Raw genomic sequence first — 12,505 nt, forward strand, 5'->3', positions numbered from 1 at the left:
GGTAGTGTTTAGAAAACTGTGTAAAGGGGTGAGGCAGTCAAAGGCTAAAAGATGAGTAGAGATGAGTAGTTTGGGTTGACTGCCGATTAATTACCTTTAAAACACAGTAAATTATATGACAAACAAAGAACTTTTAAAGCAACTGCTGAAAGAACAAGTAAAACAGCAGAAGAGTACTACCGGTGTAAGCAATCTGTTGCAGGAAGTATTCAAAGAAGCTATTCAAGAGATGTTGGAGGCAGAGATGGACAACCACCTTGGGTATGAAAAGCATTCGGCAGAAGCCTCCTCCTTCCCCAATAGTCGCAACGGTAAAACAAGCAAGAAGATCAAAACAAAACTAGGTCAAATCAGTATTGAAGTTCCAAGGGACAGGGATAGCAGTTTTGAACCTCTAATTGTTCCTAAACGAAAAAGGATTATGGAAGAGATTGAAGATCATGTTCTCACCCTATATACGCATGGAATGAGTACTCGCGATATTGAAAGTGCCATTAAAGACCTCTATGGTGTATCTATGAGCGAAGCACACATTTCTCATGTCACAGATCGCCTTATTGAACATATTGACCAATGGAAACAAAGGCCATTGAATAAGGTATATATGATTGTATGGATGGATGCCATCATTTTCAAGGTACGTCAGGAAGGAAAAGTGAAAGACAAGTCGGTACAGATAGCTATAGGGCTTAACAACACAGGATATAAAGAAGTATTAGGCATGTGGCTATGTAACAATGAAAGTGCCGCTTTTTGGATGAATGTTTTGGCCGACTTAAAAAGTCGTGGAGTGGAAGATATACTGCTGAGCAGTACGGACAATCTTAAAGGTTTTACAGAAGCTATCAATACAGTTTATCCGTTGACAAAAACACAAATATGCATTGTTCATCAACTAAGAAACTCTTTGAAATTTGTAGTATGGAAAGATAGAAGAGCTGTAGCTGCAGCTCTTAAGAAAGTCTATGATGCCTGCGATGAAAGCACGGCATTACACTATCTGGAAAATTTTGAAACTGAATGGGGTAAAAAGTATCCCTACATAGCCAAATCATGGAAAACCAATTGGGTTAATCTCGCTACTTTCTTTGAATTTCCTGCCTGCATCAGAAAAATCGTTTATACAACAAATATCATTGAAAACATTAATCGTATCATCCGCAAATACACAAAAAACAAGACCATGTTACCGAATGACCAGTCGCTGGAAAAGGTTGTTTACCTGGCTCTGATGCAAATACAGAAAAAATGGACGCAGCCTCAAGATGCTTGGCCAATGATGTTACTTAATTTTATTGATATCTTTGGTGAACAAAGGTGTGATGTAAAAACTTAATACCCTTTACGCAGTTTTCTAAACTACTCTCTATCTCTGCTTACACAGTTATTTTAACATTCTCGTTTTAAGTAAGCTATTGCTTCGACCCTGCTTCGATACTGCTTCGGGTCAACAGCGTTGCGTAACGCTGTTGATAGCCATATGGATGGGCAATGGGTTGTATAATGACCAAATTGGCAGGCTTTACCTTATCTTTATGCCTATAACTTGTATAGTACAGAATTATATACCCAAACCCTGATTGTTTATGCGGAAAAAAATATTTTTTGCCTTTTTATTGTTCCCTTTTTTAACCCGGGCACAACAAGCCACTGATAGTACTTTTTTAAAACAGTTAGCCGATAATGTGTTAACCCAAGGGCAAGCCTATACCTTATTGCACCAGTTAACCAAACAAATTGGCGGCCGTTTGGCGGGCTCGCCGCAATTTATGCAGGCCGTTTTGTGGGGCGAAAAAGTAATGAAAGCTGCCGGTGCCGATTCTGTGTATTTGCAGCCCTGCATGGTACCCCATTGGGTAAGAGGTGGAAAAGATAAAGCGGTAATAACGCAAATGGGTAACCGTAAAGTACAAAAAAGTTTATCGGTTACTGCCTTGGGTAATTCATTAGGAACCCCCAAAGGCGGTATAACGGCATCGGTATTAGCCGTTAAAAATTTTGAGGAATTAGAGGCTCGTAAAAATGAGGCCAAGGGTAAAATTGTATTTTTTAATTATCCTTTCAATCCTACGTACATAGTACCCGGCAGGGCTTATGGCGAAACGGGTGTCTATCGCCGAAATGGGGCATCCATAGCCGCTAAATACGGTGCAGTGGGTGTGGTGATTCGTTCGTTAAGCGGCTCAACCGATAACAATGCACATACTGGCGTAATGGCTTATAATGATTCTTTTCCTAAAATTCCGGCTGCTGCTTTGGGTTTAATAGATGCCGATAGTTTATATGCCTGGTGTCAACGCATGCCCGTACAATTACACTTAGAAACCTATGGACATTTTTTGCCTGATACCGTTGGGTATAATGTAGTAGGGGTTTTAAGGGGTACGGAATTGCCACATCAATACATTACCGTTGGTGGCCACTTAGATAGTTGGGACGAAGGTGAAGGCGCCCACGATGATGGTGCCGGTATAGTACAAACCATTGAAATATTGCGAGCATTTAAAGCATTGGGTTATCGCCCCAAACATAGTATGCATTTTGTATTATTTGCCAATGAAGAAAATGGCATGCGTGGAGGTAATGAGTATGCCCGTGTTGCTGCTCAGCAAAGCGATGAACCTATTTTTGCTTTAGAAAGTGATGAAGGTGGCTTTACACCGCGTGGCTTTGGATGCAGTACCAATGCCGAAAAATTAGCATTAATCAGAAGCTGGATTCCGTTACTGCAACCCTATGGTACCGATGTTATTAATGCCAATGGTGGCGGTGCCGATATTGGCCCATTGGTTCGCCATTTTCATATTCCCGCCTGTGGCTTAATGCCCGATAACCAACGCTATTTTGATATTCACCATACCAAAGCCGATGTGTTTGAAGCGGTGAATAAAAGAGAATTGTTATTAGGCGCCATTAATATGGCAGGACTGGTGTATCTTGTAGACAAATATTTTTAATATGAAAGCAAGAAAATGGCTGCGTAATACCATTATTATTCTCATAATTATTGCTGCCGGCTGGTTTTACTGGCAATTTTATTTTGTATTTGCAACGGGCACCAAAGCCGGTGTGTTGAATACATTTCAGCACAAGGGGGTTATTTTTAAAACCTGGGAAGGAAAAATTATACAAAGTGGTTTTAAAGCCAATGTGCAAAGCAATGAGTTTTCATTTAGTGTAACCAATCCTAAAGTAGCAGCTATATTAGAACAAAATTCGGGGCGTGATATGAATTTGCATTATAAACTGTACATGGGTGCATTGCCCTGGCGCGGTATGCAGAAATTTATTGTAGATAGTGTAATTGAAATACGCGGCAATGGGGGTGTTGGCACCATTGAACCTCAATAATCATTCACTCAATACACAAATATTATTTTTTCATTATTTTTATTTCCCTGCATGTTTTTGTTCATACAAATGCATGATTTGCTATTATTTTATCTTGCATCTTTGCGCATGCATCAACTAAATGCACAATTATTTGTTGTAATCACTACAAAAAATGAAGGGTATTATGCAGAAAACCGGCTTTGAGCGTATTTTCCTATGGTTATTATTCGTGGTAGCGGCATTCACTGCGCAGGCACAAAACAAGTTTACATTAAATGGAGTGGTTCGCGATAAAACATCGGGTGAATTATTAATTGGTGCTGTTATTCAATTAAAAGAAATACCGGGTATTGGTGTTACTACCAATGCTTATGGGTTTTATTCCATTACTGTTAAACCGGGTACCTATACCGTTATGGTGAGTTATGCGGGTTATGCAACCATTAATGAAAAAATTAATTTCAATAGTAACCGTGAACAAAATTTTAATATGGTTCCATTAACCAATACTTTGCAAGAAGTAGTGGTTTCTTCTAAAAAGAAAAACGAAAATGTAGCCAAGCCTTTAATGGGGGTTGATAAACTGAATATGCGTGAAGTGAATCAGTTGCCGGTTTTATTAGGGGAACGCGATGTGTTAAAATCCATACAATTATTACCGGGTATTAAATCGGCCGGTGATGGTAACAGCGGCTTTTTTGTAAGAGGAGGTGGTGCCGATCAAAACTTAATTTTATTGGATGAAGCCCCGGTGTATAATGCCTCACACCTATTAGGATTTTTTTCCACTTTTAATTCCGATGCCATTAAAGATGTTACCGTTTATAAAGGAGGTATGCCGGCGCAATATGGTGGCAGATTAAGTAGTGTGGTTGATATAAAAATGAAGGATGGTAACGACAAGGAATACCATGTAGATGGCGGTGTTGGCTTAATTGCATCACGATTAACCGTGGAAGGGCCTATTGTAAAAAATAAAGGTTCATTTATTATTAGTGGGCGTAGAACCTATGCCGACTTGTTTTTAAAACTTTCACCCGATTCAGCCATTAATACCAACACACTATATTTTTACGACTTGAATTTAAAAGCCAACTATACCCTAAATAATAAAAATCATTTGTATTTATCCGGTTATTTTGGTCGCGATGTATTGGGCTTTGGCGAAACTTTTGGCAGCGATTGGGGTAATGCTACCGGCACCTTACGTTGGAACCATATTGTTAGTAATAAGCTGTTTTCAAACACTTCATTAATCTTCAGTAATTACAATTATGTTATTCGCATTAAATCTGGTACCGACCAGTTTAAAATAACTTCTAAAATTCAAGACTGGAATTTGAAGCAGGATTTTGATTATTTCATCAACAACAACAACAAAATAAAATTCGGCGGAAACATTATACACCATACTGTTTCGCCGGGTGCTATTACTGCCAGTGCTACTTCAAATTTAAAAAGTGCTACCATACAAAATCGCTATTCGTATGAAAGTGCATTGTATGTATCGCATGAATTAAGCTTTAATGATAAACTGAATATTGTATATGGATTGCGCCTTTCTAATTTATCGGCAGTAGGTCCCGGTAATTATTATCAGTACGATAGTAATGGCAATACCATTGATACCCTGCATGTACCTAAAGGGAAGGCCGTTGTCAGCTACTGGAATTTAGAACCTCGTTTTAGTGCCAGCTATTTGTTGAATACTTATGCTTCTTTAAAATTTTCATACAATCGCAATGTGCAAAACTTGCATTTGCTCAGCAATTCAACCGTAGGGGCACCTACCGATTTATGGTTGCCCAGTACCAATAATGTAAAACCTGAAATAGCCGATCAGGTGGCCATAGGGTACTATAAAAATTCAAAAAATCAGGTATATGAATTTTCAGTAGAAACCTACTATAAATGGTTGCAAAATCAAATTGATTATAGAAATGGGGCTGACCTGCAAGCCAATGACAATGTAGAAAGTGAATTGATTTATGGTATTGGACGTGCTTATGGTATTGAGTTTTTTGCCAAGAAAAAAGTAGGAAAATTAACGGGTTGGATAGGTTACACTTTATCAAGAACGGAAAGGAAGTTTCCGGGTATTAACAACAACCAATATTTTCCGGCTCGGCAAGATCAAACACATGCTATTACCGTGGTAGGTATTTACCAGGTAAACCAACGGTGGAGCCTTTCTGCAAACTGGGTGTACAATACCGGGAATGCCGTAACTTATCCCAGTGGTAAATACAGGGTAAACGACCAAACTGTGTTTTTGTACACAGAGCGGAATGGCTACCGTATGCCTGCTTACCATCGGTTAGATATTGCTGCTACCGTTCAAAATAAACATAACCCTTACCGTAAATACCAAAGCAGTTTAACTTTTGGCGTGTATAATGTGTATGGGAGAGAAAATCCCTATTTCATAACGTTTATTGATGATCCGAATAATCCGAATAAAACGGTAGCACAGCAAACCTCATTATTCCGTTTTATTCCCAGTATTACTTGGAATTTTAAATTTTAACCTATGCGTGTAGTTGTATATATAGCATTGCTTTTTTTAACCGGGCTTTTTTCCTGCAAAAAAATCATCAATATTGATTTGAAAAATGTAGCCCCACAGTTGGTAATAGAAGGTACGGTAACCAATAGTTCGCCCGCCAAAGTATTGTTATCGAAAACAGTGAATTTTAGTGCCGATAATGTGTTCCCGCCGGTTACCGATGCAACAGTTACTATCAGCGATTTATATGGTAACGTATATCCATTGCTGCAAACTTCCCCGGGTACCTATACCAATAATAATTTAATAGGAACACCGGGTGCTACTTATCGTTTACAGGTAGTGCAGGGTGGAAATACTTATACTGCTTCATCAACCATGCCGCAGCAGGTTAACTTAGATGCATTGCTGACGGATAATATTGTATTTGCCGGAAAAATAATTCCTATTATTCAACCGCAATACACCGACCCTGTCAATGTTGCCAACTACTATTGGTTTATTGAATACATTAATGGTGTTGAAAACAAGCGCATTTTTGTTTGGGATGATAATTTAACCAATGGCGGTGTTTCAACACGCCCTTTAATTGAGCCCGACAGTACCATTAACGCCGGCGATACCATTATGGTAGAAATGCGTTGTATTGATAAACCGATTTATCAGTATGTAAGAGGGTTGCAAGATTTACAAAATAATGCTGCTACACCGGCCAATCCTACCAGCAATATTAGCGGTGGCGTTTTGGGCTATTTTAGTGCACATACGCGGCAACGTAAATCGGTGGTTATTCCACAATAAAGGGTATTAAGCTTGCAGTAAAAAAATAGCGGGGCGTTTATGCAAAGGCAACTGGGTTTGTTTCCATTCGGCAATTGTTTGGGTAATAATTTGTTCGGTAGGGGCCGTAACATCAACTGCTACACAAAGCAATGTATTGGCTTTGCAAACCTGCAGTATGTCTTGTAACAAAGCCTGATTGCGATAAGGGGTTTCAATAAATATTTGTGTGCTGTTGTGTTGTTTAGATAATTGCTCTAATGTTTTCAATTTTTGTTTTCGTTCAATAGTATCAATCGGTAAATATCCTTCAAACGCAAATTGTTGTCCGTTCATGCCGCTTGCCATCAATGCCAAAATAATGGAATTAGGTCCTACCAAAGGGTGTACCGTTGCCTTCAATTGTTGTGCAGTAGCTACTAAAATTTGTCCGGGATCGGCTATGCCGGGGCAACCTGCTTCACTAACAATACCAATATTTTTTCCTTGCAGCAACAGTTGTTTAAAATGGGCAAGCACATCCCCCTCGGCTTTATGAATGGTAAACCAGGCATAATCATCAATCACCATTTCTTTCCATAGCAATTTAAAATAGCGTCTGGTGGTTTTTTCATTCTCTACAAAAAAAGCCTGGCATTGCTGAATAGCAGGTAAAAGATACAGGGGTAATGCAGTTAATGCGTTATCGTATAAAGGAGCCGGAATTAAAAAAACTTTGCCTGGTTTCATGCCAAAGAAATAAAGTAAATGGTTTAATTTTTTTTGTTGGTTACGGAAGGTTTTCCGGGCACATAAATTTTAGGGGGTTCATCTTCATGTAATGGATACAATGCCAGCGTTGCTGCCACTACTGCATAAGCCGGAGCCAATACCCACCCTATAAAAGGTAAAAAATGCATTAAGTAAAACACTAAACCATTGCCTATGGCAATACCCTTGTGCGTACCAATGTAATAGGTGCTTTCACTCATGGTTTTTTGGTGGCGTTCCATGCTATAGTCCAGCATAGAAAATCCGTAGTAATATGCTTCAATAAATAGGGCAATAATAGGCGTAATTAATCCGAATAAAGGAATAATACTTAAAAACATCAAAGCAATTACATAAATACTTTGCCATACCGCATTGCGAATGGCCAACCGAACACCCCGCCACATATCGGAACCTAATTGACGAAAGCTGAAGGGGTAGTCCTGATGATTAATAATGGCTTCTGTTTTTTCGCTTAAATAGGCAAATACCGGTGAGCCCACAATCAGGTAAAAATATTTGAAGAAGGAGAAATAAAACAGCATTTGCAAAAGCAGTAAGCCTAAGCTGGATAATGTAAATAAAAATCCCAGCCAGGTACTCTGCATTTTATCTAACCAGGTTTTTAAACCTGTTCTTAAACTCAACCATTCAATAACACCACTGGTAGTATGTAAGAAGAAACCCATGCTAAACACAAACAGCAGAGCATATAAAATACCCGGTATAATAATCCACTTCCACAATTGGTGTTGTTTAATAAACCGATGCGCTTTAAAATAGGCCTGTACTGCTATAATAATTTCCTTCAGCAATGGGGGGTTTTTGTTACGAAAATAGCGGTTTCATTTTATTTATGCCATAAATGAATGCTAAAACATGGACTAAAAGGTTCAATGCCCTTAATACACTAAATTGTCAATGAATTGATTATTATGGATATGCAAGTACTGCCACTTTCATTTTATTGGGATATGCATGTTACCGATGTGGCTAAAAGTTTATTGGGAAAGTTGTTGATTACTAATTTTCACCAACAACTTACTATTGGCCGTATTGTGGAAACAGAGGCCTATAATGGGGTGGAAGATAGGGCTTCACATGCCTTTGGAGGGCGCTATACGCCACGCACAAAAACCATGTATGCACAGGGCGGTTGTGCATATGTGTATTTGTGTTATGGCATTCATGAAATGTTTAATGTAGTTACCGGAAGTGAAAATACCCCACATGCTATTCTTATAAGGGCTATTGAGCCGGTTACGGGAATAGCCATTATGCAGCAACGAATGGGAAAAAATAAGGCTGATTATTCCATAGGGCGTGGGCCGGGGAATGTTACCAAAGCCTTGGGTATTCATCGGCAACACAACGGACGCTTATTAACGGAAACGGATTTGTACATAGCCGATGATGGGTTTAAAGTATTGCCCACAGATATAGTGATTACACAACGGATAGGGGTTGACTATGCAGGAGAAGATGCCCTGCTGCCCTATCGGTTTTTCCTGAAAAATAATCCTTATGTAAGTGGAAAGAAACGATGAGCCGGTGAACTGCTGAATGTTTTAAAACTTGGGGCAGCTAATAGGTTTGGCATCGCTGCGTTTTTGAATATAAATCAGCGATACTTCAATGCCACCTACACCTTGTGAAGCGGTTTTTAAGGAAGAAGTATTTACATCGTAGGAAGCACCCAATCGAAAGCTGCCATATTCTACGCCTACATACGGAATAATAGCATCTTTTAAACGCATCCATGCACCGGCATATACGCTAACATCTTGTTCTAAATTAAGGGTAGGGGTAAATTGAAAAGCCCCGCCGATGACTGTTTCCGAAGCCCCGCCCTGAAAGCTTTGTAAAGCACTTAGGTGCAAAGTAGTATTATCACTAATGGGAAAATAGGTACCTGCATGAATGGTAGCCCTTGGGTTTAATGAATAGGTGGCACCGGTAAATGATTGCTGCGGACGTGTTATATGGTACAAGCTAACGCCTACATAATAATTATTTCTTTCGCCGGTACTGCCATTGTATAATATACCGGCATTTACATCCATGTAATTCGATTTTAGGGTAGCACCGTTAAATACTTCGCTGGTAACACCGGTAAAGCCATTGCTGGTAAGCTGGTCTTCAAAAGTTAATCCTGCGGTATTAATCATCATGTTAGCATACGTTAATTGCACACCCAAGCCAATGGTATTGTTGCCATCTTCATCTAATCCTTTATGGTAAGCAGTGGAAACGGTAGCATAATTAAATTTTACGGCACCGTTGGCACTGTTATCATTATAAGCCATAAAACCCAGTCCCCAAACATCATTACTGGCAATTTTATTTTGCATAATATGAAAATCAATAGAAGCAGTGCCTGTTGTAAAGGCATTATTAATGGTAGGCCATTGGTTACGGTAATTACCGGCTATGCGCATATTACCATCAAACTTGCCGGTAAAGGCAGGGCTAAGGGTAAGGGGTGAAGAAAAAAATTGCGAAAAATGCGGGTCTTGTGCCCACAATTGCAGACATCCCAACAGCAGTAAGGTAAATAGTACAATTTTTTTCATGGGTACAGCGGCCAACGGTTGTGCAAATGCAACACACTGTGTTGTAATTTGTAATAACCCATCCTTGCCATTTATAGGTGATGAAAAACAGATATACAAATTACAAGAAATGCTGTATATCTTTTTAGTTTGTTGAACGATTTAACAAAAAAAAGTTAGGATTGGTCCTTAGCCCCATAAGCCAAATCGCCGGCATCACCCAGTCCCGGCACTATATATCCTTTTGCCGTTAATTCGTCATCAATATCGGCACACCATAAATGAATGTTGGTACCACATTCTCTTTGTACAAATTCAATACCCACGGTGCAGGCAATGGCAGCCACTACATGTATGGCAGCCGGCGTATATTCCTGTTGAATGAATTGAATGGTTTTCACCAATGAGGCCCCTGTAGCCAGCATAGGGTCGGTAATAATAATGGTTTTATTGTCTAACGATGGGCAACTCATGTATTCCAAACTAATTTCAAAACTGCCATCGTGGTGGTGTTTACGATAGGCTGAAACAAAAGCATTATCCGCTTTGTCAAAATAATTCAGCATGCCTTGGTGCATGGGTAAACCGGCCCTTAAAATGGTAGCCAAAACAGGTTGTTCTATTAAAACTTTACTGGTATGTATGCCTAACGGAGTAGGTATTTCCACTTCATGCCAGGGCAATTGTTTACTAATTTCATAAGCAGCAATTTCGCCAATGCGCTCTAAGTTGCGACGAAAGCGCATACGGTCGGTTTGAACATGAATGTTTCTTATTTCCGCCGTAAAATTACTTACCAAACTATGGGTATCACTTAAATTAACAATCATAGGTAACAGTGCATTTAGGGTACTAAAACGCTGTAAAATAAAGGTAAAAAATGGAAATGGCGGCATTTACCTGCTTCATGCACTATTACAGGTGAAAAATTAAGTTAGCCAATGGGCTGTTGAAAAGATGGATGATTTGCATAAAGGGAAGAAAAATAAAGCGAAAAAATAATAAAAAGAATAGGTTAGCCCCTAAATAAATGCACTAAATAATGCTTTAGGCCATAGGCTATTAGTTTCGATTTTTTACTGTTGTCGGGTGTTTTTTCCGAAATTTTTTGAACATATCCTTCTACGGTACGTTTTGAAACATTTAAAAATTCTGCAATTTTTTCATAGTCGGGATGTGTGACTAATAATTGTAAAATTTTTAATTCGTGTTGGGAGAAATGGGGTGTTTTTAATTCTTCTTTTTTCTTTTGCGTTTGTTTGCGCATTTTTTGTATCAGTGATTGATTCCAAAACGGATCAATAAACACTTTGTTTTGCTGAATAGCATCAATGGCTAAGGGAAGGCTTTGATTGTTCAATATTTGTAAAGACCCTTTGGCAATTACGGCATTGGCACCAATGTCTATCAGTTCAGCCACATCCGATTCAACCAATAAGCCGGAAACAACAATTATTTGAATGGAAGGGAAAAACAGTTTCATTAAACGCGTTAATGCCATGCCATCAATTTCGGGCATTTGGCAATCGGTAATAACAATATCGGGTAAATGACGGGTGGTATTTAAATGTTCAAAAAAATGATAAGGGTTGGTATGGGTGCAAAGAATGGAACAATTTTTAATTTTTTGGAGATTGGTTTTCACTAATTCCAAATCACGCAAACGGTCATCAACAATGGCTGCGGAAAAAGGGGTAGCCATACAGGAATACATTTAATATTCCAATATTATGTAAAACAAAACGAATTACAAAATTTTGTTTAGGGTTTTTAAAAAATTGCGTAGAAATACGCTTGTTTTTTGGGGGGCGGTTATAGTATATTTATATGCAATTATCTGAAGTACACCAATAATAGCATTTACCGGCAAAAAAGGGATGCCTGCTTGTTATAATGGCCATATAATGGGTTGCTGTATTCCGCTGCAGATAAGCAGATTAAAAAATCCGCTGAACATCTGACCCATGAGTGTTAGGCAGGGGAGGGTAAAATAAACATTAGCAAAATTTAAAAAAGAACTTTATTATCAATAGCACTGCCAACTTTACTAGCAGTAATATTTGTGTTGTAAGCAATAGTAATTTGACACACCTAAAACCAAATTAACATGAAAAAGTATTTTCAACAACGTTCTTATAAAAGACACTTTCAAATTTTTGTTGCAGCAATTTTATTGACCGCAGCAATTTATTCCTGCACAAAGACAGACAGGAATTTTAGCAAGGTAAATTATGTCCAAACTATCCAAAAACATCGTAACATTTCTTATGCTGATATTTTAAAGTGGAATTATAGTTACGACAAATCAGTTTCAGATGCCCCAAAAATTATCATTGATAAAGCACAAGAAGCCATTATTAATAATACTTACATGATTAGAATTCCTCTTCAAGATAGTAAGGGAATGTTTTATCTATACAAATACAATAATGAGGTTCAATCAATTTTTGTAAGACCCAACCTATACAATGGTGAATTAAAAAATATTGAGTTTATTGATTTAAAGAAATCACTTTACTCTGTTCTTACTTATAAGAACAATAAAAAAGCCGATTCGCTATACAAGGCGATAATTCCACAAAAT

12 protein-coding genes are annotated in these 12,505 nt (G+C 38.4%); 7 read left to right on the forward strand and 5 right to left on the reverse strand.

Going from position 1 to position 12,505, the window contains the following annotated elements; genetic code table 11:
• Positions 1 to 115: 115 nt before the first annotated feature.
• The 5 genes from LX80_RS13990 to LX80_RS14010 all read left to right on the forward strand — a co-directional run bounded on the left by LX80_RS13990 (position 116) and on the right by LX80_RS14010 (position 6,640).
• Entirely contained in the window at positions 116 to 1,336 is a 1,221-nt protein-coding gene (locus LX80_RS13990; protein ID WP_111297081.1) for an IS256 family transposase, read from the forward strand.
• Between the two features lie 250 nt (positions 1,337 to 1,586).
• Entirely contained in the window at positions 1,587 to 2,957 is a 1,371-nt protein-coding gene (locus tag LX80_RS13995; protein ID WP_111297276.1) for a M20/M25/M40 family metallo-hydrolase, read from the forward strand.
• Between the two features lies 1 nt (position 2,958).
• On the forward strand, positions 2,959 to 3,351 hold the full coding sequence (locus tag LX80_RS14000) for a hypothetical protein (RefSeq protein WP_111297277.1): 393 nt from the start codon (positions 2,959 to 2,961) through the stop codon (positions 3,349 to 3,351).
• A gap of 166 nt (positions 3,352 to 3,517) precedes the next feature.
• Entirely contained in the window at positions 3,518 to 5,860 is a 2,343-nt protein-coding gene (locus LX80_RS14005; RefSeq protein WP_111297278.1) for a TonB-dependent receptor, read from the forward strand.
• A 3-nt stretch (positions 5,861 to 5,863) separates the two neighbouring features.
• Positions 5,864 to 6,640, forward strand: coding sequence for a DUF4249 domain-containing protein (locus tag LX80_RS14010; protein ID WP_111297279.1), 777 nt, complete (start codon positions 5,864 to 5,866; stop codon positions 6,638 to 6,640).
• A 6-nt stretch (positions 6,641 to 6,646) separates the two neighbouring features.
• Here the strand turns inward: LX80_RS14010 and LX80_RS14015 are convergent, their stop codons facing one another.
• Positions 6,647 to 7,348 (reverse strand): SAM-dependent methyltransferase, encoded by a 702-nt coding sequence (locus tag LX80_RS14015; protein WP_111297280.1) that lies wholly within the window; start codon positions 7,346 to 7,348, stop codon positions 6,647 to 6,649.
• Between the two features lie 23 nt (positions 7,349 to 7,371).
• Positions 7,372 to 8,184 carry an EI24 domain-containing protein gene (locus LX80_RS14020; protein ID WP_111297281.1) on the reverse strand — a complete coding sequence of 271 codons (813 nt, stop codon included), beginning with the start codon at positions 8,182 to 8,184 and terminating at the stop codon, positions 7,372 to 7,374.
• A gap of 120 nt (positions 8,185 to 8,304) precedes the next feature.
• Between LX80_RS14020 and LX80_RS14025 the strand changes: the two genes are divergently transcribed.
• Positions 8,305 to 8,916 carry a DNA-3-methyladenine glycosylase gene (locus LX80_RS14025; protein WP_245898071.1) on the forward strand — a complete coding sequence of 204 codons (612 nt, stop codon included), beginning with the start codon at positions 8,305 to 8,307 and terminating at the stop codon, positions 8,914 to 8,916.
• A 21-nt stretch (positions 8,917 to 8,937) separates the two neighbouring features.
• On the opposite strand, the gene LX80_RS14030 is transcribed toward LX80_RS14025, so the two are convergent.
• The 3 genes from LX80_RS14030 to LX80_RS14040 form a co-directional block, all read right to left on the reverse strand.
• Positions 8,938 to 9,942, reverse strand: coding sequence for a PorP/SprF family type IX secretion system membrane protein (locus LX80_RS14030; protein ID WP_111297284.1), 1,005 nt, complete (start codon positions 9,940 to 9,942; stop codon positions 8,938 to 8,940).
• Positions 9,943 to 10,097: 155 nt separating this feature from the next.
• Complete coding sequence (upp, locus tag LX80_RS14035; RefSeq protein WP_111297285.1) at positions 10,098 to 10,751, reverse strand: uracil phosphoribosyltransferase; 654 nt, start codon at positions 10,749 to 10,751, stop codon at positions 10,098 to 10,100.
• A 185-nt stretch (positions 10,752 to 10,936) separates the two neighbouring features.
• The gene (locus tag LX80_RS14040; protein ID WP_170120475.1) at positions 10,937 to 11,623 is read right to left on the reverse strand and encodes a response regulator transcription factor; all 687 of its coding nucleotides are present in this window, start codon (positions 11,621 to 11,623) and stop codon (positions 10,937 to 10,939) included.
• A 405-nt stretch (positions 11,624 to 12,028) separates the two neighbouring features.
• On the opposite strand from LX80_RS14040, the gene LX80_RS14045 reads away from it, so the two are divergent.
• The coding region (locus LX80_RS14045) for a hypothetical protein (protein ID WP_146250546.1) at positions 12,029 to 12,505 on the forward strand (477 nt) is incomplete at its 3' end.

The sequence above is a fragment of the Hydrotalea sandarakina genome, assembly GCF_003254115.1.
GTDB classification, from domain to species: Bacteria; Bacteroidota; Bacteroidia; order Chitinophagales; family Chitinophagaceae; genus Hydrotalea; species Hydrotalea sandarakina.

Coding starts and splice junctions, on each gene's coding strand:
- LX80_RS13990 (WP_111297081.1), top strand. CDS start 116: ATGACAAACAAAGAACTTTTAAAGCAACTGCTGAAAGAACAAGTAAAA.
- LX80_RS13995 (WP_111297276.1), top strand. CDS start 1,587: ATGCGGAAAAAAATATTTTTTGCCTTTTTATTGTTCCCTTTTTTAACC.
- LX80_RS14000 (WP_111297277.1), top strand. CDS start 2,959: ATGAAAGCAAGAAAATGGCTGCGTAATACCATTATTATTCTCATAATT.
- LX80_RS14005 (WP_111297278.1), top strand. CDS start 3,518: ATGCAGAAAACCGGCTTTGAGCGTATTTTCCTATGGTTATTATTCGTG.
- LX80_RS14010 (WP_111297279.1), top strand. CDS start 5,864: ATGCGTGTAGTTGTATATATAGCATTGCTTTTTTTAACCGGGCTTTTT.
- LX80_RS14015 (WP_111297280.1), bottom strand. CDS start 7,348: ATGAAACCAGGCAAAGTTTTTTTAATTCCGGCTCCTTTATACGATAAC.
- LX80_RS14025 (WP_245898071.1), top strand. CDS start 8,305: ATGGATATGCAAGTACTGCCACTTTCATTTTATTGGGATATGCATGTT.
- LX80_RS14030 (WP_111297284.1), bottom strand. CDS start 9,942: ATGAAAAAAATTGTACTATTTACCTTACTGCTGTTGGGATGTCTGCAA.
- upp (WP_111297285.1), bottom strand. CDS start 10,751: ATGATTGTTAATTTAAGTGATACCCATAGTTTGGTAAGTAATTTTACG.
- LX80_RS14040 (WP_170120475.1), bottom strand. CDS start 11,623: ATGGCTACCCCTTTTTCCGCAGCCATTGTTGATGACCGTTTGCGTGAT.